Below are 22,625 nucleotides of genomic sequence, written 5' to 3'. Positions count from 1 at the left end.
ATCCGGCGTCACGCCGCCCTGTGGCCGCATGCTAGGGTCATACCGACCGGGCGGTATGCGGCCGGTGTGTCGCGCGAGGAGGCGCCATGCAGAGGTTCGAGGGCACCGTATCGCTCATCACCGGCGCAAGCCGCGGCATCGGGTTCGCCATCGCTCGACGGCTCGTAGCCGAGGGCGGCTCGGTCGTCATCACCGGCCGGCACTCCGACGCCCTCGCCGAAGCGGTGGCGGCGCTCGGCCCGAACGCCACGTCCGTCACCGGTCATGCCGACGATCCCGCCCACCGCGCCGCGGTCTTCGCCCACATCGCCAAGACCCACGGGCGCCTGGACCACCTGGTCAACAACACCGGGATCAACCCCGTGTACGGCCCCATGCTCGGCGTCGACGCCGCTGCGGCCCGCAAGATCCTCGAGGTCAACGTCATCGGCGCCCTGGAATGGACGCGCGATGCGGTGGCGGCGGGCCTGTCGACGGCGGTCGTCAACATCGCCTCGGTCGCGGGCGTCGCCGCGAGCCCCGGCATCGCGTTCTACGGGGTGTCCAAGGCCGCGCTGATCAACCTCACCATGCAGCTGGCCGACGAGGTCGCACCCGGCCTGCGGGTCAACGCCGTCGCCCCGGCGGTGGTCAAGACCCGCTTCGCGCAGGCGCTCTACGAGGGACGCGAGGATCAGGCGGCCGCGGCCTACCCGCTGCGGCGGCTGGGCGAGCCCGACGACGTGGCCGGCCCGGTGGCCTTCCTGCTGTCGTCGGATGCCGCCTGGGTGACCGGGCAGACCCTGCTCATCGACGGGGGCGCGTCGGTACGCGCCATCGGTTGAGAGGATGAACGCATGAAGCAGACCAACGTCGCCGATGCCGTCACCCGCGCCGCCGTCGACCTCTTCGCCCAGCGGGGCTACGCCAACACCAGCGTGCAGCAGATCGTCGAGGCGGCCGGCGTCACCAAGGGCGCGATGTACCACTACTTCGAGTCCAAGGACGACCTGCTGTTCGGCATCTACGACCGGCTGCTGACCCTCCAGAAGGGCCGGCTCGACGAGATCGTCGCCCGCGGCGGCACCGCCGACGAGGTGCTGCGGGCCGTGTGCGTGGACGTGATCGAGACCTCCATCGCCTTCCTGCCCGAGGGCACGGTGTTCTTCCGCAGCGCGCACATGCTTTCCGCTCCCCGGCAGCAGGAGGTCACCCGCCGTCGGCGCGCGTACCACGACGAGGTCGCCGCGCTCATCGAGCAGGGGCGCGCGGAAGGCCTGTTCCGCACCGACATCCCCGTGCCCGTGCTCATCGCCCACTTCTTCAGCGACGTGCATTACCTCTCGCACTGGTACTCCCCCTCGGGGCCGGAATCCGCCACGCAGGTCGCCGAGCAACTGACCGATCTCTTCCTCACCAGCATCAGGACCACGAAGGAGTAGCCCATGCGCGCTTGGCACGTCACCCGAAACGGAGAGCCCGAGGACGTCCTCGAACTGGTCGAGGTCGATGACCCGACTCCCGGTGCCGGTGAGGTGCTGGTGCGAGTGGCGGCTGTCGCGGCCAACTTCCCCGACGTGCTGCTGTCGCGCGGGCAGTACCAGGTGCGCCCTGAGCTGCCTTTCATCCCGGGCATCGAGTTCGCCGGAAGGATCGTCGCCGTGGGACCCGACGTGACCGGACTGCAGGTCGGCCAGCGCGTCGTCGGCGCATCGATCGGGGTGCTGAGCGAGCTCGCCGTGGTGCCGGCATCGGACGTGCACCCGACGCCCGATGCCCTCGACGACATCGCCGCCTCGGGCCTCATGATCGCGTACCAGACCGCGTGGTTCGCCCTGCATCGCCGCGCCCGCCTGCAGGAGGGCGAGTGGGTGCTCGTGCACGCCGCCGCCGGAGGCGTGGGGGCGGCGACCGTGCAGCTGGCCGTCGCCGCGGGCGCCCGCGTCATCGCCGTGGTCGGCAGCGACGCGAAGGCGCCGCTGGTGCGCGAGCTCGGCGCGGAGGCGGTGCTGGTGCGTGGGGTCGATGACATCCCGGCACGGGTGAAGGAGATCACCGCCGGCCACGGCGCCGACGTCGTCTTCGACCCGGTGGGGGGCCCGGCGTTCGAGGCATCCGTCCGGTGCGTCGCCTTCGAGGGCCGCATCGTCGTCATCGGGTTCGCCAGCGGCGAGATCCCGACGCTCAAGACCAATGTGGCGCTGGTGAAGAACTTCGCGGTGCTGGGGCTGTACTGGGCGCTGTACTCCCAGACCCGGCCCGACCTCGTCGCCGAAGCGCACGCCGAGCTGTCGCGGCTGGCCGCGTCGGGGGAGATACGCCCCGTCGTCGACGAGGTGGTGCCCTTCGAGCGCGCGCCCGAGGCGATCCGCAAGCTGGCCGACGGCCGCACCACGGGTCGGGTCGTGATCGAGGTCGCCCGGTGACGATCCCTGCGGCGTCCCCGTTCGACCTGACCGGGCGCACCACCCTCGTCACCGGCGGGGGCCGAGGACTCGGCGCCGCCTACGTACGCGCGCTGCACGACGCCGGCGGCTCCGTCGTCATCGCCGACGTCCTGCGCGACGAGGGCGAGGCGCTCGCCCGTGAGCTGGGGCCGCGCGCGGTGTTCGCGCCCCTGGACGTGACCGACGAACAGGCGTGGGATGCCGCCGTGGCCACCACCGTCGACCGCTTCGGCGGGCTCGACGTGCTGGTCAACAACGCCGGCATCGCCAACGCCGCCCCCATCGAGCACTACTCCACGGCGAAGTGGGACGCCGTCATCGCCGTCAACCTCACCGGCACCTTCCTCGGCTGCCGGGCGGTCGTTCCGGTGATGGCCGCCGCGGGCGGCGGGTCGATCGTGAACATCTCGTCGGTCGAGGGCCTGCGCGGCAGCCCCGGACTGCACGGCTACACCGCGGCGAAGTTCGGGGTGCGCGGACTGACCAAGTCCCTCGCCGTCGAGCTCGGGCCCCGGGGCATCCGCGTCAACTCGGTGCACCCGGGCCTCATCCTCACCGATATGACCAGCCGCATCGACCCCGCGCGCATCGACATCCCCCTGGGGCGCGCCGGCACTCCCGACGACGTCGCCGGCACGATCGTCTTCCTCGCCTCCGACGCATCGCGCTTCACCAGCGGCGCGGAGTTCATCGTGGACGGCGGCATGGTCGCCGGCATCCCCCACAAATAGCCCCCGCGCCCCGGGCCGGAGGTCCCCGCGCGGGGCATCCGAACGCAACATACCGTCTGGTCGGTTTATGCGCTACAGTGGGGCCACCCGACACGAAGAGGTGCCGATGACTACCGTTGCCGAACCCGATCCGCGGCTGACCGTGAGTGGCCTGAGCGTCACCTTCGGCGGCCTCACCGCCCTCGACGACGTCTCGTTCGACGTCGCAGCCGGCCAGGTGGTCGCGCTGATCGGACCCAACGGCGCCGGCAAGACCACGGTCTTCAACGCCGTCTGCGGTCTCGTCCGCAGCCGCGGGCGCATCGCGATCGACGGTCGCCCGGCCCCCGCCCGCACATCGGACCTGACCGGCCGCGGCGTCGCCCGCACCCTGCAGGGCCTCGGACTCTTCGACGGCGCCACGGTGCGTGAGAACGTCGCCGTGCCGGTGAGCGGCAGCCGCGACCATCGGGATGCCGCGACGCGCGTCGCCGCGCAGCTGGCCGCCCACGACCTCACCACGGTCGCCGATCGCCCCGTGGCCGCCCTCCCCTATCCGCTGCGCAAGCGCGTCGCCCTCGCCCGCGCCCTCGTGACCGAGCCGCGCCTGCTGCTGCTGGACGAACCCGCCGGCGGCCTCGGCCACGACGACATCGACGCCCTCGGCCACACGGTGCGCGCCGTCGCCGACGCCGGCTGCGCCGTGCTGCTGGTGGAGCATCACGTCGATTTCGTGATGTCGGTGGCCGACCAGGTGGTCGTGCTCGACTTCGGGCGCGTCATCGCACGCGGCGCCCCCGACGACGTGCGCAACGACCCCGCCGTCGAAGAGGCGTACCTCGGCATCAAGGCGACGGCATGAGCGGCGCGCTGTCCTTCCACGGCCTCACCGTCGGCTACGGCGGGGAGCCGGTGCTGCACGAGGTGACGTTCTCCCTCGCGCCGGGCGAGATGGTCGCGCTCCTCGGCGCGAACGGCGCAGGCAAGACGACGCTGCTGCGCACCCTCGCCGGCTTCGTGCACCCCACCGCCGGCGGCATCCGCCTGGACGGGGTGGATCTCGGCCGGCTGAGCCCGGAGCAGCGCGCCCGTCGCGGCATCGCCCAGGTGCCCGAGGGGCGCAGCGTCGTGGCGGAGCTCACCGTCGATGAGAACCTGCGGCTGGGCGCCCTCTGGCGTCACCGCGGGCGCGCCCGCGAGGCGGCCGTCGCCGAGGTGTACGACCTGTTCGAGCCCCTCGCGCGCCGCCGCTCGGCCGACGGGCACCAGCTCTCCGGCGGAGAGCGGCAGATGCTCGCGCTCGGGCGGGCCCTGGTGTCCCGCCCCCAGGTGCTGACCCTCGACGAGCCGTCGCTCGGACTCGCGCCCCTCGTGGTGGCGCACCTCATGGCGACCCTGCGCGATGCGGCGGCCCGCGACGGCATGACCGTGCTGCTGGCCGAGCAGAACATCACCAGCGCCCTGTCGATCGCCGATCGAGGGGTCGTGCTCGACCTCGGTCACGTCGTGGCGGATGCCGCAGCATCCGCCCTCGCCGACGACGCCGCCCTGCGCCACGCCTACCTGGGATTCTGATGGAACGCCTCGCCTTCCTCCTGGCCACCGGCCTCGCCCGCGGCGCGATCTTCGCGCTGTTCGCCCTGTCGCTCGTGCTCATCTGGCGCGCGGCGCGCATCATCAACTTCGCCCAGGGCGCCATGGCGCTCGTGGCCACCTACCTGGCGTTCGCGGTCACGGCCCTCACCGGGTCGTACCCGGCGGGGCTGGCCGCAGGCATCCTCGGCGGCGCGGCCATGGGGTTCGTCGTGGAGCGCGGGCTCATGCGGCATGCGCCGCACCACTCCCCGCTGGCCGGCATCATCGTGGCCATCGGGCTCGTGATGGTGCTGCAGTCGCTGCTCGGCATCCTGTTCGGCGCGCAGTACCGGCCGATGGCGGCACCCTTCGACCAGTCCCCGATCTTCGTCGGCGGCGTGCCACTGCTGTCGCCGTACGACCTGTTCGTCCTGGTCACCGCCCTCGGCGTCATGGGGGTGCTGGCCCTGCTGTTCACCCGCACCTCCCTCGGGCTGCAGCTGCGAGCGTCCGCGTTCGCCCCCGAGGTCTCGCGGCTGCTGGGGGTGCGCGTGGACCGCATGGTCACGATCGGCTGGATGCTCTCGGCGGCCGTCGCGGCCCTCGCCGCGATGCTGCTGATCCCGACCGAACTGGGCCTCAACCCGCACTCCACCGACATGCTCTTCGTCTACGCCTTCACCGTCGCCGTCGTGGGCGGTCTCGACTCGCCGGTCGGCGCCCTGCTCGGCGGGCTCACGGTCGGCGTCGTGATGAGCCTGGTCACCGGGTACCTCGGCTCCACCGTCGCCCCCATCGCCGTCCTGGTGCTGCTGGTGACGGTGCTGCTGGTCAAACCCGGCGGAGTGTTCTCGCTGCGAGAGGCGCGTACCGCATGAACGTCCCCACCCGCCCCCGTCTCCTCCCCGGCCTGACCGGCACGCCCCGCGTGCTCGTGCTCGCGGTGCTGCTCACCGTGCTGGCGATCGGCGCGACGTTCCTGCTGGATCCCTTCCGCAACTTCCAGCTCGCCACCGCCGCGGCGTACCTCTGCGCCGTCGCCGGACTCACGCTGCTCATCGGCCTGAGCGGCCAGCTGTCGCTCGGGCACGCCGCCCTCATGATCGCCGGAGGATACGGGTACGCCCTCACCTCGAACGCGCTGACGGATGCCGGGATCGACGGCGTGCCGCGCTTCGTCGCCTCACTGGCGGCCGGGGTGCTGACGGCGACGCTGCTGGGACTGCTGCTCGGGCTCGCCGCCGCACGGCTGCGCGGCCCCTACCTGGCCGGGCTCACCCTCGCCCTGGTCGTCGCGGTGCCCGCCATCACGAGCGTGTGGTCCGGCGTCTTCCGAGGCGACCAGGGATTGCAGACCGCCTACAACCCGGTGCCGCCCGCGCTGGAGCGGCTGATCGCCCTCGAGCAGTGGCAGGCGTGGGTCGCGATCATCGTGGCATCCGTCGTCGTCACCGCGCTGGCGCTGCTGCGCCGCGGTCCGCTCGGGCTGCGCATGCGGGCCGTGCGCGACGACGAGACCGCCGCGCGCCTGAACGGTGTGCCCGCCCGGCGTGTGAAGGTCACCGCCTTCACCGTCAGCGCCGCGGGGGCCGGCGCCGGCGGCGCGGTGCTCTGCTTCGTCACGCAGTCGGTCGGCCCCGGCGCGTACACGCTCGCCTTCTCGCTGCTGCTGGTGGTCGCCGCGGTCGTGGGGGGCCTCGGGAGCCTCGGGGGCGCCGCACTGGGCTCGGCCGTCATCGTCGTGCTGCCGTGGGCGCTGAACGCGGGCACCGCCGCGCTGGATCTTCCCGCCGACCTCTCCCAGCGGCTCGCGGGCAACCTGTCGCTGCTGGTGTTCGGCGCGCTGCTCATCGCTGTGATGCTGCTGCGGCCGACGGGCCTCGCCGGCCTGGCGACCTCGTGGCGGCGACGCGGAACCGCCGGTCGCCGCCCGGCGGCCGGCGGTTCCGGCCCGGCGGCTGCGGTCGCCGGTGCCGGCCCGGCCGCTGCGGGCACCGGCGCCGCGAGTGCCGCCCCTGCCCCTGCCCCTGCCCCTGCCGGCACCGGCGCCGCGCTCTCCGATGCCGATGCCACCCCCGACGTCGCCCGCTCCGCCGCCACGGAGCCGACCGACGCCGCCGCGCACCCCCGTCCGGCGGGCACGCCGGCATCCACCGACCCTTCCCGCACCATCCCGATTGAAAGGTGATCCCATGTCCCAACAGAGCTCGACGCTGCGCTCTGCCGCCCGTCGCACGGGCGGTCTGATCGCGGCATCCGCCCTCGCTGTGAGCCTCGCGGCCTGCAGCACTCCCGCCGCTCCGGGGGCCGCCGACGACGACGACGCCACCGAGGGGAACAGCACCGGCGTGACCGACACGACGGTGACCATCGGCACGCACACGCCGCTGACCGGGCCCGCCGCGGCGGGGTACTCCTCGATCAGCGCCGCCTCGAACGCGTACTTCGACTACCTCAACGACCAGGGCGGGGTGAACGGCCGCACGATCGAGTACATCGTGAAGGACGACGGGTACAACCCGGCCAACTCGCAGACGGTCGTGCGCGAGCTCGTGCAGCAGGACGAGGTCTTCGCGATCCTCAACGGCCTGGGCACGGCGACGCACCAGTCGGTGCTGGACTTCCTCGACCAGAACTCGGTGCCCGACCTGTTCGTGGCGTCGGGATCCACCGCCTGGAACCAGCCCGACACCTACCCGAACACGTTCGGATTCAACGCCGACTACGTCGTGGAAGGCGCCGCGCTGGGCCAGTACGCAGCCGACGAGTTCCCCGACGCCGCGGTGTGCATGCTCGGTCAGGACGACGACTTCGGCGACGAGTTCCTCGAGGGCCTCGAGCTGGCCCTCGGCGCCGACGGGATCACCGAGGTGCAGCGGTATTCGGTGTCGAACCAGGACGTCACCGCCCAGATCGGTGCGCTGCAGGGCGCCGGCTGCGACATCGTGACCCTCGCGACGATCAACGGCTTCACCGCGCTCGCGGTGGGCACCGCCGCCCAGCTGGGCTGGTTCCCGCAGTGGTTCGCCTCGTCGTCGGGTGCGGACTACCCGACGCTCGTGGGCTACCTGGGCGAGGACATGGCGCCGAAGCTCCTGCAGGGCTTCACCGGCACCAACTACCTGCCGATGGCCGACGACGAGTGGGTGGAGCTCTTCCGCGAGATCAACACCGAGTACAACGGCGACGCCCCGTTCGACGGCAACACGATCTTCGGCATGAGCGTGGCGTACGTGTTCGCCGAGGCACTGGCGGCAGCGGGCGAGAACCCGACGCGAGAGAGCCTCGTGGCGGCGGTGCAGTCCGGCGACCTCGTGGGCAACGGCATCCTGCCGCTCGCCTTCGGGCCCGACAGCCACGCGGCGTACCTGGGGGTCGGCATCACGACGGTCGACCAGGGCGTGCAGGACTACCTCGACGCGACCTACGAAGTGCGTGACGGCAGCGTCTCGGCCGTGGAGCGCCAGGCGGTGCCGCTGACCGGCGCCGGCGTCCCCGGCAACTGACGCCGAGCGCGTCAACGCACAACACCCCCTGACGGGCCTGCGGGCTCCGTCAGGGGGTGTGGTGCGTCTGGCGCGGGGTGATGTGCGGCTACCGCAAGTCGTGGGGTGCGTCTGGCGCGGAGGCCTGGGCCTCGACCCCGGGGCGGCGCGCGTCTCCCGCGGCGGGGTGGGGTGCGTCCTCGCCATCGATGCCCGTGGTCCGCACCCGGCATTCCCATCGTCCGCACCCGCCATGCCCGCGGTCCGCACCCGGCAGCGCAACGCCGCGCCAGGGGATCCCCGGCGCGGCGTCGTCCAGCAGGTTCGGTCAGGCGATGGGGCGCACCCCGGCGTCGGGGACCACGGCGGCGGCAGTGGCGCTCGGCACCGGCGAGTATCGCGCCACCAGCTCCCGCTTGAGCACCTTGCCGCTTCCACCGAGGGGCAGTTCCGCGACCAGGTGCACGACCCGCGGGTACTTGTACGCCGCGATGCGCTCCCGGGTGAAGGCGATCAGCTCATCGGCATCCACGCTGTGCCCGTCGTGCGGGACGACCGCCACGTGCACCTCCTGCCCGCGCAGGTCGTCGGCCACGCCGAACACCGCGGCGACGGCGACGCCCGGATGACGCGCGATCACGGCCTCGACCTCGGTCGGGTACACGTTGTAGCCGCTGCGCACGATCATGTCCTTCTTGCGGTCCACGATCGTGAGCACACCATCGATGAGACGCCCGAGGTCACCGGTGCGGAACCAGCCGTCGACGATCGCGGCTTCCGTCGCCTCGGGGCGTCCGAGGTATCCCTTGAACAGGTTGTGCCCGCGCACCACCACCTCTCCGAGCGCCTCCGGGTCGGTGAGCAGCGTGATCCGCTCGTCCACGTCGGGGTCGGCGATCGCCACGTCGACGCCCCAGAGGGGACGCCCGACGGTGCCGGGCCGGATCGGCTCGACCAGCGAGTTCGACGACACGATCGGTGCCGTCTCGGTCAGGCCGTACCCCTCGTGCACGTCCGCGCCGAACGTGTCGCGGAACGCCTCGAGCACGGCGACGGGCAGGGCCGCGCCCCCCGAGACCGCGTAACGCAGCGGCGGCCGGACATCGCTGCGGCGGGCCGCCTCCAGCATCCCGACGTACATCGTCGGCACCGCGGTGAACACGGTCGCGCCGTGCGTCACCATCAGCGCCAGCGCCTCGTCGGCGTCGAACCGCGGCAGCAGGATGATCGCAGCGCCCACCCGGAACGCCATGTTCATCACCGCGGTCTGCCCGAAGGTGTGGAACAGCGGCAGGCCGCCGAAGACGATGTCACCGGAGTGCAGGTTGAACGAGTCGATGAGGGTGCAGTGCACCTGCTCGACGAGAGCCAGGTGCGACCCCACGGCGCCCTTCGGCGTGCCGGTGGTGCCGCTGGTGTAGAGGATCGTCGCGGGGTCGGACGGCCGGGTGCCGGCGTGCCGGGCGATGGGCTCGGCGGCGGCGGCTTCCTGCTCCAGCCGGGGAAGGTCCCCGACGGGCGCGGGCATTCCGGCCGGCAGCAGCACGGTGACGACGGGGATGCCGGTGGCCGCAGCCGCCGGCATCGCCTCACCCAGCAGCGGAGCGGCGACGACGAAGATGTCGGCCTCGGCATCGCGCAGCACGTACGCGATCTCCTCCGCCTTGAACAGCAGGTGCACGGGCACGACGACCGCGCCGAGCGCGAGCGCGGCGTAGTAGACGCGGGCGAAGTCGGGCACGTTCGGCACGATCATCGCCACGCGGTCCCCTGGGCCGATGCCGCGGGCGCGCAGCGCGCCCGCGTACGCGCGCACCTCGTCCCACAGCTCGCCGTAGGTCGTGGTGGCTCCGGCGAACACCAGCGCGGGGCGCTCGGCGTGGCGCTGTGCGGATTCGGCGAGGATGCTCGCGACTGACAGCGTCGCGAAGCCGGGGTCGTCGATGGCGGGGTCATTTCGGTGGGTCACGATGGTCCTTTCGTCGTTGAACGGAACTTCTGCCGAATACTCACTCGGCGATGCGAATACTCACTCGCGGGAACGAATACTCACTCGGCAGCGCGAATACTCACTCGCGAGCGCAACTGCGCGCGGCCGAGGCTGTTCAGATGCACTTCGTCGGGGCCGTCGGCGATCCGGAGGGTCCGGACCCCCGCGAACAGCTCGGCCAGCGGGGTGTCCTGCGACACACCGGCCGCACCGAACACCTGGATCGCGCGGTCGAGGATCCGCTGCACCGCGCGCGGCACGGCGATCTTGATCGCCTGGATCTCGGTCATCGCCCGGCGGTTGCCGACGGTGTCCATGAGCCAGGCGGTCTTGAGCACGAGCAGCCGCAGCGCCTCGAGCTCGATCCGCGCCTCGGCGATCCATTCGCGGATCACCCCCTGCTCCCCGATGGTGCGACCGAACGCGATGCGCTCGTTGGCGCGGTCGGTCATCAGCGCCAGCGCCCGCTCCCCCATTCCGAGCGCCCGCATGCAGTGGTGGATGCGACCGGGGCCGAGCCGCGCCTGCGCGATCGCGAATCCGTCGCCCTCCCCGGCGAGCAGATTCTCCGCCGGCACCCGCACGTCGTCGAAGACGACCTCGGCGTGTCCGCCGTGGTCGCGGTCGTCGTAGCCGAACACCGTCAGTGGCCGCACGACCCGCACGCCGGGGGCGTCCCGCGGCACGAGGATCATCGACTGCTGGCGATGCCGCTCGGCGTCGGGATCGGTCTTGCCCATCACGATGAAGATCGCGGCATCCGGGCTCATCGCCCCCGTCGACCACCACTTGCGCCCCGTCACGACGTAGGAGTCGCCGTCGCGGCGGATGCGCGTGCCGATGTTGGTCGCGTCGCTCGAGGCGACGTCCGGCTCGGTCATGCAGAACGCCGAGCGGATGCGGGCGTCGAGCAGCGGCTCGAGCCACTTCTCCTGCTGGGCGGGCGTGCCGAAGTCGTGCAGCACCTCCATGTTGCCGGTGTCGGGGGCGGCGCAGTTGAACGCGACCGGCGCGAGCCGCGGGCTCCACCCCGTGATCTCGGCGATCGGCGCGTACTGCAGGTTCGTCAGGCCCGCCCCGTGCTCACCCGGCAGGAACAGGTTCCACAGCCCCGCCGCACGGGCACGCTCCCGCAGCTCCGACACGATCGGCCGAAACCCCCACTCGCCGGGGGTGGCATCCAGCTGCTCCTGCAGCACCGGCTCGGCGGGCATCACGTGCTCGTCGACGAACGCCCGCGCCCGTTCTGCCAGCTGCCGAGTCGTGTCGTCGTGGGCGAAGTGCATCAGAGCGCCTCCAGTCCTTGGTGGGCGAGGGGTTCCACCAGGGCACCCATCCCCTCGAATCCCTCGCCGACGGTGTCGCCGGCGCGGAAGCGGTAGTGGATGCCCTCGAGGATCACGGCGAGCTTGTACGCCGCGAACGCGCGGTACCAGCCGAGGTCGGGCAGATCTGTCCCCGCATGCCTGGCGTACGCCTCGGCCAGTTCGTCGAAGCGGGGGTAGCCGGCGGCCGGGTCGACCGCGCTCGGGATCGCACCCCCGAACGCGGCGGGGAGGGCGGCGATGTCCCAGTACAGCGCGAAGATCCCGAGATCGACGAGCGGGTCGCCCAGCGTCGCCATCTCCCAGTCGAGCACGGCCGACAGGCGCGGCCCGGCCCCGTCGACGAGGGCGTTGTCGAGCCGGAAGTCGCCGTGCACGATGCCGGAGCGCCGGCTCGACGGCATCCCCCCACCCAGTCGCTCCTGCAGGGTGTCGAGCGTCGGGGTGTCCCGCGAACGCGACGCATCGAGCTGCCGCTTCCACGTGGACATCTGCCGCGAGAGGTAACCGTCGGGGCGGCCGAAGTCCGCGAGGCCCACGGATGCCGGGTCCACACCGTGCAGATCGGCGAGGGTCCGCACGAGGTCGACGCTCAGGCGCGCCAGGCCCGCGGGGTCGTATCCGGCGTTGTGCGCAGGGCGCGCCAGCACCCGGCCGGGGGCGCGCTCCATGAGGAAGAAGGTGGTGCCGGTGATCGCTCCGCCGGTGTCGTCGACCACGTCGACGGCGACGGGGACGGGCACCGGGGTGGATGCCAGCGCCGAGATGACCCGGTGCTCACGTCGCATGTCGTGGGCGCTGGCGAGCACGTGCCCCAGCGGCGGGCGCCGCAGCACGAGCGGGCGCCGGGCGCCGTCGACCGAGTAGGTGAGGTTGCTGCGACCGCCGGCGATGACGGTGGCGGTGAGGTCGCCGTCCGCGAGGTCGGGGTGCGCGGTGGCGAGCCACTCCGTGAGCGCCCGCACGTCGAGCCCCGGCACATCGGTCATCGTCGACCCCTCCCCGCGCCGCGTCGCGCCGCCCTGCGAGCATACCGCCTGGTCGGTTTGTGACCAAACCCCGCCGCGCTGGCGACCCGCCGCCCGCCGCCCGGGACCCCCGGCCCCGACGCCCCGCCCCGTTCGGGTCGCGTATCGGCCCCCGAACCCCGCCGAACCCCGGTTTGGGTCGCGTATCGGTCCCCGAACCACCGATCCCGGCCCCACCCCACCCCTGTCCGGCTTGGGTCGCGTATCGGTCCCCGAACCCCGGCCAGACCCCCGTTCGGGTCGCGTATCGGTTCCCAACCCCGGCGCGGTCACGGCGCGGGTCGCGTGTCGGTCCCCAGACCACCGATCCCGGCCCCACCCCACCCCTGTCCGGCTTGGGTCGGATATCGGTCCCCGAACCCCGCGTCGGCCCGGTTCGGGTCGCGTATCGGTCCCCAACCCCGCGTCGGCCCGGTTCGGGTCGCGTATCGGCCCCCGAAGCACGGCGGGACACCGTTCGGGGCGCGAATCGGTTCCCAAACCCGGCGTGGGCCCGGTCGGCGCGCGTATCGGTTCCCGAGCACGGTGGGACACGGTTCGGGTCGCGTATCGCCACCCACACGCCGCGGGGCCGCGGTTCGGGTCGCGTATCGGCTCCCACATGCCGCGGGGCCGCGGTTCGGGTCGCGTACCGGCTCCCAAACCCGCGCCCCACCCGGTTCGGGGCGCGTATCGGCTCCCGAACCGGGCGGGGCCGCGGTTCGGGGCGCGGGAAAGTCCCCGACCCCGGGGAGGGGAGGGGAGAGGGGGGAACCACCGCTACCGCAGCAGCTGCGCCTCCACGGCGGCGCGCACGGCGTCGGGCACCGGCACGGGCCGGCGGGTGCCGGCATCCACGAACACGTGCACGAACCGGCCAACCGCGATCGGCTCGTCCGCGCCCTCCCGCAGGATCGCGAGCGCCCACGTGATGCTGGTGGTTCCCAGCCGGTCGACCCCGATGCCCACGTCGAGCGGCTCGGGGAACGACGCCGAGGCGCGGAAGTCGCAGGACGACGACACGACCAGGGCGATCGCGGGGGATGCCGCCGGGTCCAGTGCCGCCTCGGCGATCATCCAGGCGTTCACGGCGGTGTCCATCGCCTCGTAGTACACGACGTTGTTGAGGTGCCCATACTGGTCGTTGTCGCGCCAGCGGGTCATGAACGGGCGGCGCACGCCGTAGTGCGTCATCGGTCCTCCAGGGGTCAGTCGGCGCGCAGCAGCACGCGGAATGCGGTGCGTGCGCGGGCGGCACTCGGCTCGTCGCCGGCGATGAGGTCGGCGTAGGTGAACGACTCGGAGACCCGCACCAGCAGGTAGGCCAGGTTGCGCGGGTCGATCGCGCCCCCCAGCGGCTCGTCGCCGAGCTCGGCGCGCACGAGCCACTCGGCGGTGGCGACGTAGCGCCGCTGGATCTCGCTCTCCTTCGTCGTCAGCAGCCGCAGCGCCCGCGCAGGCTCACGCCGCAGGAACTCGCGGAAGTACGGCGCCTGGTTGAGGTCCGCGACGAAGCGGGTCAGCAGCTCGGCGAGACGGTCGGCGCCCGCGCGGTCGACCGTCGCGTGGTCGGCCTGAACGAGCGTCGGGACGGCCAGCGACCACAGCACCTCGCTCAGCAGCGCGTCGCGGTTGCCCACCCAGCGGAACAGTGAGGTGCGATCCACCCCCAGCGCGGCGGCGAGCGCGCCCATGTCGATCCGCTGCCCGGCGATGAACTGCTCCCGGGCGAGGTCGAACGCGCGACGCGCATCGGCGTGGGATGCCAGGCGCTCGGAGAGCCACGAGGGGGCGGCATCCACCCCCACCGTCGCGATGACGGCGGTGACCGGCATGGGGGTGGACATGCCGGAACTCTACCGTCGGAAGACAGAGATGCAACATCCTCCGAAATGTTGCATGATAGGCGACAGACCGGATCACCGACGATCGGAGAAGCGATGCCGCTCACCTTCAGCCCACCCGCCGACGCGACCCACGCGCCACCCGCCGAGCGGCTCGACGCCGACTTCTACGACCTGCAGAGCGCGCTGACCGACGCCGAACGCGCGCAGCTGGGCCGCATCCGCGCGTTCCTGCACGACGAGGTCGCCCCCCGGGCGAACGAGTTCTGGGAGCGGGCGGAGAGCCCGCGGCACCTCTTCCCCCGGTTCGCCGAGCTGGGCATGCTGGGCGCCGGCATCCCCGAGGTCGCCCAGTACGACAACAGCGCCCTGTACCGAGGCTGGGTCGCACTGGAGATCTCCCGGGTGGATGCCTCGACGGCCACCTTCCTGGGGGTGCACAGCGGCCTGGCGATGAACGCGATCTGGGTCGGCGGCTCCGACGAGCAGCGGGAGCGGTGGCTGCCGCCGATGGCGCGGGGCGAGCTGGTCGGGGCGTTCGCCCTCACCGAGCCGCTGTCGGGATCCGACACGGCCCGCGGCCTGCGCACGACCGCCACGCGCCGCACGGCGCCCGACGGCACCGACGAGTGGGTGATCGACGGCGCGAAGCGCTGGATCGGCAGCGCCGGGTTCTCCGACATCACCGTGGTCTGGGCGCGGGACACCGAAGACGGGGAGATGAAAGGGTTCATCGTCCCCACCTCCACCCCCGGGTACTCGGCCACCAAGATCGAGCGCAAGCAGTCGCTGCGCGCCGTGGAGAACGCCGACATCACCCTGACGGGCGTCGTCGTCCCCGATGCGCTGCGCCTGCAGCGGATCGAGTCGTTCACCGAAGTCGCGATCGTGCTGCGGCTGACGCGCGCCGAGGTCGCCTGGCAGGGGCTGGGCAACGGCATCGGCGCCTACGAGGCGGCCGTGCGCTACACCGCCACGCGCGAGCAGTTCGGCAAGCCGATCGCCTCGTTCCAGCTGGTGCAGGAGAAGCTCGCCACCGCGCTGTCGAACATCACCGCGTGCCTGGCGATGTGCACCCGGGTGTCGCAGCTGCAGGACGAGGGCGCGCAGACCGACGCCCAGGCGGCGATGGCGAAGGCCTTCGTCTCGGCCCGCATGCGCGAGACCGTCGCCCTCTGCCGCGAGGTGATGGGCGGCAACGGCATCACGCTCGACTACGGCGCGGCGCGCGCCTTCTGCGACGCCGAGGCGATCTACACCTTCGAAGGGACGCACGACATGAACACGCTCATCGTGGGACGCGAGATCACCGGCATCCAGGCGTTCGTCGCATGAGCGAGGCATACATCGTCTCGGTCGCCCGCTCCCCGATCGGCCGCGCCCGCAAGGGTTCCCTCGCCGACGTGCGCCCCGACGATCTGGTCGCGCAGATGGTGCAGGCGGCGCTGGATGCCGTGCCGGGACTGGACCCGGCGCGCATCGACGACCTGATGATCGGCACCGGGCAGCCGGCGGGGCGGCAGGGCATGAACATCGCGCGGATCGTCGCGGTGATGCTCGGACTGGATGCCGTGCCGGGCACGACGGTGAACCGGTACTGCTCGTCGTCGCTGCAGACCACGCGCATGGCGTTCCACGCGATCAAGGCAGGCGAGGGCGACGTGTTCGTCTCGGCGGGGGTGGAGTCGGTGTCGCAGTACGCGCACGGATTCGCGGACCTCCCGGAGGCGGTGAACCCGCTGTTCGCTGCCGCCGGCGAGCGCACCGCGTCACGGTCGACAGCGGACGCTCCCGGGTGGGGCGACCCGCGAGCGGAGGGCGGAATGCCCGACCCGTACATCGCCATGGGGCAGACGGCCGAGAACGTGGCACAGGTGCACGGGGTGACCCGGGAAGAGCAGGATGCCTTCGCCGCGCGGTCGCAGCAGCGGGCCGAAGCCGCGATCGCGTCGGGGTTCTGGGACCGGGAGATCACGCCGGTGACACTCGCGGACGGCCGGGTGGTGCGCGCGGACGACGGACCGCGGGCGGGGGTGACGGAAGCGGGCTTGGCGGGACTCGATCCCGTGTTCCGCCCCGACGGCACGGTGACGGCAGGCAACTGCTGTCCGCTCAACGACGGGGCCGCCGCAGTCGTCATCGTCTCCGAGCGTGTGGTGGACGCGCTCGGACTGCAGCCGCTGGCACGGATCGTCTCGACCGGGGTCAGCGGGCTGTCGCCGGAGATCATGGGGCTGGGGCCGGTGGACGCGTCACGGCAGGCGCTCGCGCGTGCGGGTCTCGGCATCGACGACATGGACCTCGTGGAGATCAACGAGGCCTTCGCGGCGCAGGTGATCCCCTCGGCCCGGGAGCTCGGCATCGACCCCGATCGGCTGAACGTGCACGGCGGGGCGATCGCCGTGGGTCATCCGTTCGGGATGACCGGCGCGCGCATCACGGCGACGCTGCTGAACGGTCTCTCCGCGACGGGCGGCCGCTACGGGCTGGAGACGATGTGCGTCGGCGGCGGCCAGGGCATGGCGATGGTCCTCGCGCGCGAGTGAGCCCCGCTCGCCCCCGGCGTCCTCACTCGGTGAGGACGGCGGGGGCGGTGGGGTCGGAGGACCCAGAGGAATCGGCGGGGTCCGCCGGCGCGGCGAAGCGGTCGGTGGCGGCGCGCAGCGCGGCGGCGATGCCCGGCTCTGCGGCGGAGTGCCCGGCATCCGGCACCACCACGAGCTCGGCCTCCGGCCACGCCCGGTGCAGATCCCACGCGGTCATGATCGGCGTGCACACGTCGTAGCGCCCCTGCACGATCACGGCGGGAATGTGCCGGATCAGCCCCACGTCCTCGATCAGCTGCCCTTCACGCAGCCAGCCGCGGTTGACGAAGTAGTGGTTCTCGATGCGCGCGAACGCCGTCGCCTCGGCGGGGGTGGTCATGTCGGCCACCAGCGCCTCGTCGGGAAGCAGCGTCACCGTCGACGCCTCCCACCGCGTCCACGCGACGGCGGCCGGCACATGCACAGCCGGGTCGGGGTCGGACAGACGCCGGTGGTAGGCCTCGATGAGCTGCGTCCGCTCGAGCACCGGGATCGGGGCGATGAACTCCTCCCAGAGGTCGGGGAAGAGCGCCGATGCCCCGCCCTCGTAGAACCACTCCAGCTCGTGGGCCCGCAGCGTGAAGATCCCCCGCAGCACGAGCTCGCTCACCGCGGCGGGATGCGCCTGCGCGTATGCCAGGGCCAGGGTGCTCCCCCACGACCCGCCGAAGACCATCCACTGGGCGATGCCGAGGCTCCGGCGCAGCAGGTCGACGTCGGCCACAAGATGCCAGGTGGTGTTGTGACGCAGATCGGCGCCGGGGTCGCCGGCGTGCGGGGTGCTGCGCCCGCAGCCGCGCTGATCGAACAGCACGATCCGGTACACCTCCGGATCGAAGAAACGCCGCTGCCAGGGCGAGGTGCCGCCCCCGGGGCCGCCGTGGAGGAACACCACCGGCTTGCCCTCGGGGTTTCCCGACTGCTCCCAGTACACGCGGTTGCCCTCACCGACGAGCAGCTCGCCGGTCTCGTACGGCTCGATCGGCGGGTAGAGGATGCCGTCGAGCTGCGGCTGGCCGCTCACAGTGCCGCCCCCGACACCGAGAACGTGTCGCACGCGGCGGGGCCATCCTCGTAGCCGGTGTCGAACCATCGCTGCCGCTGCTCGCTGGAGCCGTGGGTCCAGCTCTCGCGGTTCACGCCGCCGCCGGACTGCTGCTGGATGTTGTCGTCGCCGACCGTGGCGGCGGCGTCCAGGGCGTCACGCAGCTGCGTCGTCGTGGGCTCCTTCATGAACGGCACCCCTTCCTCATCGACCTGCTCGGGCAGATCGGCGACCCACGCCCCCGCGAAGCAGTCGGCCTGCAGCTCGGCGCGCACGCCGTTGCTGTCAGGGCCGGTGCCGTTGTTCGGGTAGCGATCGAAGACCCCGGTGATCTGCTGCACATGGTGGCCGTACTCGTGCGCGAGCACGTACAGCTGCGCCAGTGGGCCGGCCGTGGTGTCGTACTGCTCGCGCAGCACGCTGAAGAACGTGGGGTCGACGTAGACCGTCTCCTCCGGCGGGCAGTAGAACGGCCCGGTTGCGTTGGATGCCGTGCCGCACGCGGTTTCCGTCGATCCGTCGACGATGATCGGCTGCGGCGGCCGGTAGCCGTCGAGCTCGCGCTCCCAGTACTGGTCGAGGTTGAGCGAGGCGGCGGCCAGCCGGCAGTCGTCCTTGGCGTTGGCGTCGGCGCCGGTGTCGCACCCCTCGATCCTCGACTCGGCCGCGGGCGCCCCCTGCCCCTGGCCACCGCCGCCCAGCAGCCCGCTGAGATCGACGCCGGTGAACATGCCGACCAGCAGCACCACGATGGCCCCGACACCGACCGTTCCACCGCCGACGATGGCGGCATTGCGCCCGCGGCGTTTCGCGGTGTTGCCGCCGACGCGGGCATTGTCGTTGAAGGTCACCCGCACAAGGTACTGCCCCAGCGGTGTCCAGGGTGGGCGCCGGACCGATGAAGGCCCGGTCGGGTATGCTCGCGCCCGTCCGGCGCCCGTAGGCTCAGGGGATGGATGCCATCGCTCCCGTCACCGTGACCATCACCGGAGCCGGCGGGCAGATCGGCTACGCACTGCTCTTCCGCATCGCCGCGGGCGACGCACTCGGCCCCGATCAGCCCGTGCGCCTGCGCCTGCTGGAGATCCCGCAGGGGATGCGCGCAGCGGAGGGCGCCGCGCTCGAGCTGCAGGACTGCGCGTTCCCGCTGCTGCGTGACGTGGAGGTCACCGATGACGCCGCGGTCGCCTTCGCCGGGGCCGACCGGGCGCTGCTCGTGGGGTCGCGCCCGCGCGCGGCCGGCATGGAGCGCAGCGACCTGCTCGCCGCCAACGCCGGCATCTTCGCGCCGCAGGGAGCGGCGATCGCCGCCAACGCCGCCGCAGACGTGCGCGTGCTGGCTGTCGGCAACCCCGCCAACACGAACGCGCTCATCGCCGCCGCGGCGGCCGACGGCATCCCCGGCGAGCGCTTCAGCGCCCTCACCCGCCTCGATCACGACCGCGCCGTCGCGCAGCTCGCCGCCACCCTCGAGGTCGGTCCCGCGCAGCTGCAGGGGGTCACGATCTGGGGCAACCACTCCGCCACGCAGTTCCCCGACATCGACCACGCCACCGTGGACGGTGCTCCCGTGAGAGCGGCCCTGGCAGAGAAGCTGGGCGGTGCGGATGCCGCGGCGGCCTGGCTCGACGAGGTGTTCATCCCGCGGGTCGCCCGCCGCGGGGCGGAGATCATCGAGGTCCGTGGCTCGTCGTCCGCGGCATCGGCCGCCAACGCCGTGATCGCGCACGTGCGCGACGAGGCGCTGGGCACCGGCGCGGGATGGACCTCGGCAGCCCTGGTGTCGCGGGGCGAGTACGGCGTGCCGGAGGGCCTCGTGTGCTCGTTCCCGGTCACCAGCGACGGCACGGGCTACCGCGTGGTGGAGGGCCTGGATCTCGACGCCCGCGCCCGCGCCCGCCTGGACGCGTCGGTCGCCGAGCTCGCCGCCGAGCGCGACGCCGTGCGGGAGCTCGGCGCCCTCCCTCGGTCGTAACCGGTCGGTGAGCGAGGGCCGCAGGCCCGAGACGAAGCGCGGCAAGAACACCGGGAACGACGTTTCGTCTCGCTCCGCTCGCTCAACGACCCCGGGGGCGCTCCGCTCGCTCAACGACCCCGGGGGCGCTCCGCTCGCTCAACGACCCCGGGGGCGCTCCGCTCGCTCACCGACCCGGGGGCGCTGCGCTCGCTCAACGAGCCGCGGGGCACGCTCCTCAGCGGGCGACGTAGGCGCGCAGGTGCTGGGCGGTGAGGGTGTCGGCGCGCGAGACGAGGTTGGCGGGCGTCCCTTCGAACACGACGCGGCCGCCGTCGCGCCCGGCGCCGGGGCCGAGGTCGATGATCCAGTCGGCGTGGGCCATGACCGCCTGGTGGTGCTCGATGACGATGACGGAGTTGCCGGCATCCACCAGTCGGTCGAGCAGCCCCAGCAGGTTGTCGACGTCGGCCAGGTGCAGCCCGGTCGTCGGCTCGTCGAGCACGTACACCGCGCCTTTCTTCGCCATCGAGATCGCGAGCTTCAGCCGCTGCCGCTCTCCGCCCGACAGGGTGTTCAGCCGCTGCCCGAGCGTCAGGTAAGACAGTCCCACATCGACCATGCGCGCCAGCGTCGTGTGAGCGGGCCCGGTGGCGAAGAACTCCGCCGCCTCGCCCACCGACATCGACAGCACCTCGTCGATGCTCTTGCCGTCCAGGCGGTACTGCAGCACCTCGTCGGTGAACCGGCGCCCCTCGCACACCTCGCACACCGTCTCGACGGTGGACATGAAGCCCAGCTCGGTGATGATGACCCCGAGTCCCTTGCACGCCGGGCAGGCGCCCTCGGAGTTGGCGCTGAACAGGCCGGGCTTGACCTTGTTCGCCTTCGCGAACGCGCTGCGGATGCCATCGAGCAGCCCCGTGTACGTCGCGGGGTTGCTGCGACGCGACCCGCGAATGGCGGACTGGTCGACGACGACCACGTCGTCGCGGGCGGGGAGGTTGCCGTGGATCAGCGAGGACTTCCCCGATCCGGCGACCCCGGTGATGACGGTGAGCACACCCAGCGGGATGTCGACGTCGACGTCTTGCAGGTTGTGCTGCGACGCACCCCGGATGCCGAGCACGTCGCGGCCCCCGCGCACGGCGTCCTTCAGCCGCGCGCGGTGGTCGAGGTGCCGCCCGGTGACGGTGTCCGAGGCGCGCAGCCCCGCCACGTCACCCTGGTACATGATGCTGCCGCCGTTGCGGCCCGCGCCGGGACCGAGGTCGACGACGTGGTCGGCGATCTCGATGACCTCGGGCTTGTGCTCCACCACGAGCACGGTGTTGCCCTTGTCGCGGAGGCGCTGCAGCAGGGCGTTCATGCGCTGGATGTCGTGGGGGTGAAGGCCTGCGGTGGGCTCGTCGAAGACGTAGGAGATGTCGGTCAGCGCCGAGCCCAGGTGCCGGATCATGCGGGTGCGCTGGGCCTCGCCGCCCGAGAGCGTGCCGCTCGGGCGGTCGAGCGAGAGGTAGCCGAGACCGATCTCGACGAACGAGTCGATCGTGTCGCGCAGCCCCGCCAGCAGCGGCGCGACGGAGGGGTCGTCGATCGTGCGCAGCCAGGCGGCGAGGTCGGTGATCTGCATGGCCGCGGCATCCGCGATGCTCACCCCGCCGATCGTCGATGAACGCGCGGCGTCGCTCAGCCGAGTGCCCCCGCAGGCCGGGCACGTCGTGAACCTCACCGCCCGGTCGACGAACGCGCGCACATGCGGCTGCAGCGCGTCGCGGTCCTTCTGCAGGAAGCTCTTGGTGACTTTGGGGACCAGCCCTTCGTAGGTCATGTTGATCCCCTGGATCTTGACCTTCGTCGGCTCGCGGTACAGGAAGTCGTGCAACTCCTGCGGCGTGTACTGGGCGATCGGCTTGTCGGCATCGACGAACCCCGACTCGGTGTAGCCGCGCACCATCCAGCCGTCGACGCTGTATCCCGGGATGGTCAACGCGCCCTCGGCGAGCGACTTGCTGCGGTCGAACAGCTCGTCGAGGTCGATGTCGCTGACCTCGCCCGTGCCCTCGCACTGCGGGCACATGCCGCCGGTGACGGTGTACTCGCGCTTCTCGGTCTTCTTGCCCTCGACGGTGACCGCCCCGCTGCCGGTGGCCGACGGGACGTTGAATGAGAACGCCTGGGGCGGGCCGATGTGCGGCACGCCGAGCCGGCTGAACAGGATGCGCAGCATGGCGTGGGCATCGGTGGCGGTGCCTACGGTGGAACGGGAGTTGCCGCCCATGCGCTCCTGGTCGACGAGGATCGCCGTGGTCAGCCCTTCGAGCAGGTCGACGTCGGGTCGCGGCAGGGTGGGCATGAACCCCTGCACGAAGGTGCTGTACGTCTCGTTGATGAGCCGCTGCGACTCGGCGGCGATGGTGCCGAACACGAGCGACGACTTGCCGGACCCGCTGACGCCCGTGAACACCGTGACACGCCGCTTGGGCAGGTCGACGTCGACGTTCTGCAGGTTGTTCTCCCGGGCGCCGACGACGCGGATCACCTCGTGCGCGTCGGCGGCGGAGGCGGCGGGCACGGTGCCGGCGGGGGCGGAATCGGCCATGCGCATCTCCTTTCCGAACCCAGTGTGCCCGTCACCGCGGACAGCCGCAGTCCCCGATCGCCCTCGAGGGGGCACAA

At 72.2% G+C, this 22,625-nt stretch carries 20 protein-coding genes; 12 read left to right on the top strand and 8 right to left on the bottom strand.

Annotation, left to right across the window (positions count from 1 at the left end; genetic code table 11):
• The first annotated feature begins 86 nt into the window (after positions 1–86).
• From NQ165_RS09150 to NQ165_RS09110, 9 genes are all read left to right on the top strand, one after another.
• Positions 87–824 (top strand): SDR family oxidoreductase, encoded by a 738-nt coding sequence (locus tag NQ165_RS09150; protein ID WP_257532824.1) that lies wholly within the window; start codon positions 87–89, stop codon positions 822–824.
• Positions 825–836: 12 nt separating this feature from the next.
• Entirely contained in the window at positions 837–1,421 is a 585-nt protein-coding gene (locus NQ165_RS09145; RefSeq protein WP_257532822.1) for a TetR/AcrR family transcriptional regulator, read from the top strand.
• A gap of 3 nt (positions 1,422–1,424) precedes the next feature.
• Complete coding sequence (locus NQ165_RS09140; RefSeq protein ID WP_257532820.1) at positions 1,425–2,405, top strand: NADPH:quinone oxidoreductase family protein; 981 nt, start codon at positions 1,425–1,427, stop codon at positions 2,403–2,405.
• Positions 2,402–3,157, top strand: coding sequence for an SDR family NAD(P)-dependent oxidoreductase (locus tag NQ165_RS09135; protein WP_257532819.1), 756 nt, complete (start codon positions 2,402–2,404; stop codon positions 3,155–3,157). The genes NQ165_RS09140 and NQ165_RS09135 overlap by 4 nt, the downstream gene beginning before the upstream one ends.
• A 106-nt stretch (positions 3,158–3,263) precedes the next feature.
• Positions 3,264–3,998, top strand: coding sequence for an ABC transporter ATP-binding protein (locus tag NQ165_RS09130; RefSeq protein ID WP_257532817.1), 735 nt, complete (start codon positions 3,264–3,266; stop codon positions 3,996–3,998).
• Complete coding sequence (locus NQ165_RS09125) at positions 3,995–4,711, top strand: ABC transporter ATP-binding protein (RefSeq protein WP_257532815.1); 717 nt, start codon at positions 3,995–3,997, stop codon at positions 4,709–4,711. The genes NQ165_RS09130 and NQ165_RS09125 overlap by 4 nt, the downstream gene beginning before the upstream one ends.
• Positions 4,711–5,589, top strand: coding sequence for a branched-chain amino acid ABC transporter permease (locus NQ165_RS09120; RefSeq protein WP_257532813.1), 879 nt, complete (start codon positions 4,711–4,713; stop codon positions 5,587–5,589). The genes NQ165_RS09125 and NQ165_RS09120 overlap by 1 nt, the downstream gene beginning before the upstream one ends.
• A complete protein-coding gene (locus NQ165_RS09115) occupies positions 5,586–6,899 on the top strand; it encodes a branched-chain amino acid ABC transporter permease (RefSeq protein ID WP_257532811.1) in 1,314 nt (437 codons plus the stop codon). Before NQ165_RS09120 ends, NQ165_RS09115 begins: the two co-directional genes overlap by 4 nt.
• Positions 6,900–6,903: 4 nt before the next feature.
• Positions 6,904–8,217 carry an ABC transporter substrate-binding protein gene (locus NQ165_RS09110; protein WP_257532809.1) on the top strand — a complete coding sequence of 438 codons (1,314 nt, stop codon included), beginning with the start codon at positions 6,904–6,906 and terminating at the stop codon, positions 8,215–8,217.
• A 307-nt stretch (positions 8,218–8,524) separates the two neighbouring features.
• On the opposite strand, the gene NQ165_RS09105 is transcribed toward NQ165_RS09110, so the two are convergent.
• The 5 genes from NQ165_RS09105 to NQ165_RS09085 form a co-directional block, all read right to left on the bottom strand.
• Positions 8,525–10,165 (bottom strand): AMP-binding protein, encoded by a 1,641-nt coding sequence (locus tag NQ165_RS09105; RefSeq protein ID WP_257532807.1) that lies wholly within the window; start codon positions 10,163–10,165, stop codon positions 8,525–8,527.
• A gap of 80 nt (positions 10,166–10,245) precedes the next feature.
• Positions 10,246–11,472 (bottom strand): acyl-CoA dehydrogenase family protein, encoded by a 1,227-nt coding sequence (locus NQ165_RS09100; RefSeq protein ID WP_257532805.1) that lies wholly within the window; start codon positions 11,470–11,472, stop codon positions 10,246–10,248.
• Positions 11,472–12,500 (bottom strand): phosphotransferase family protein, encoded by a 1,029-nt coding sequence (locus NQ165_RS09095; RefSeq protein ID WP_257532803.1) that lies wholly within the window; start codon positions 12,498–12,500, stop codon positions 11,472–11,474. The genes NQ165_RS09100 and NQ165_RS09095 overlap by 1 nt, the downstream gene beginning before the upstream one ends.
• A 798-nt stretch (positions 12,501–13,298) precedes the next feature.
• The gene (locus NQ165_RS09090) at positions 13,299–13,712 is read right to left on the bottom strand and encodes a thioesterase family protein (RefSeq protein WP_257532801.1); all 414 of its coding nucleotides are present in this window, start codon (positions 13,710–13,712) and stop codon (positions 13,299–13,301) included.
• 14 nt (positions 13,713–13,726) lie between these two features.
• The gene (locus NQ165_RS09085; protein WP_257532799.1) at positions 13,727–14,365 is read right to left on the bottom strand and encodes a QsdR family transcriptional regulator; all 639 of its coding nucleotides are present in this window, start codon (positions 14,363–14,365) and stop codon (positions 13,727–13,729) included.
• A 93-nt stretch (positions 14,366–14,458) separates the two neighbouring features.
• Between NQ165_RS09085 and NQ165_RS09080 the strand changes: the two genes are divergently transcribed.
• The gene (locus tag NQ165_RS09080; protein WP_257532797.1) at positions 14,459–15,697 is read left to right on the top strand and encodes an acyl-CoA dehydrogenase family protein; all 1,239 of its coding nucleotides are present in this window, start codon (positions 14,459–14,461) and stop codon (positions 15,695–15,697) included.
• The gene (locus NQ165_RS09075; RefSeq protein WP_257532795.1) at positions 15,694–16,908 is read left to right on the top strand and encodes an acetyl-CoA C-acetyltransferase; all 1,215 of its coding nucleotides are present in this window, start codon (positions 15,694–15,696) and stop codon (positions 16,906–16,908) included. Before NQ165_RS09080 ends, NQ165_RS09075 begins: the two co-directional genes overlap by 4 nt.
• A gap of 22 nt (positions 16,909–16,930) precedes the next feature.
• Here the strand turns inward: NQ165_RS09075 and pip are convergent, their stop codons facing one another.
• A complete protein-coding gene (pip, locus tag NQ165_RS09070) occupies positions 16,931–17,971 on the bottom strand; it encodes a prolyl aminopeptidase (RefSeq protein ID WP_257532793.1) in 1,041 nt (346 codons plus the stop codon).
• Entirely contained in the window at positions 17,968–18,843 is an 876-nt protein-coding gene (locus tag NQ165_RS09065) for a neutral zinc metallopeptidase (protein WP_257532791.1), read from the bottom strand. The genes pip and NQ165_RS09065 overlap by 4 nt, the downstream gene beginning before the upstream one ends.
• A 101-nt stretch (positions 18,844–18,944) precedes the next feature.
• Here NQ165_RS09065 and NQ165_RS09060 point away from each other — a divergent pair, with 101 nt between their 5' ends.
• On the top strand, positions 18,945–19,967 hold the full coding sequence (locus NQ165_RS09060) for a malate dehydrogenase (protein WP_257532789.1): 1,023 nt from the start codon (positions 18,945–18,947) through the stop codon (positions 19,965–19,967).
• 217 nt (positions 19,968–20,184) lie between these two features.
• On the opposite strand, the gene NQ165_RS09055 is transcribed toward NQ165_RS09060, so the two are convergent.
• On the bottom strand, positions 20,185–22,548 hold the full coding sequence (locus NQ165_RS09055; protein WP_257532787.1) for an excinuclease ABC subunit UvrA: 2,364 nt from the start codon (positions 22,546–22,548) through the stop codon (positions 20,185–20,187).
• Positions 22,549–22,625: the final 77 nt, after the last annotated feature.

This window comes from Microbacterium sp. zg.Y1084, from assembly GCF_024623595.1.
Classification (GTDB): Bacteria; Actinomycetota; Actinomycetes; order Actinomycetales; family Microbacteriaceae; genus Microbacterium; species Microbacterium wangruii.
Note: the sequence above shows the minus strand (reverse complement) of the source record. Positions and strands in the feature narration are given on the sequence as shown.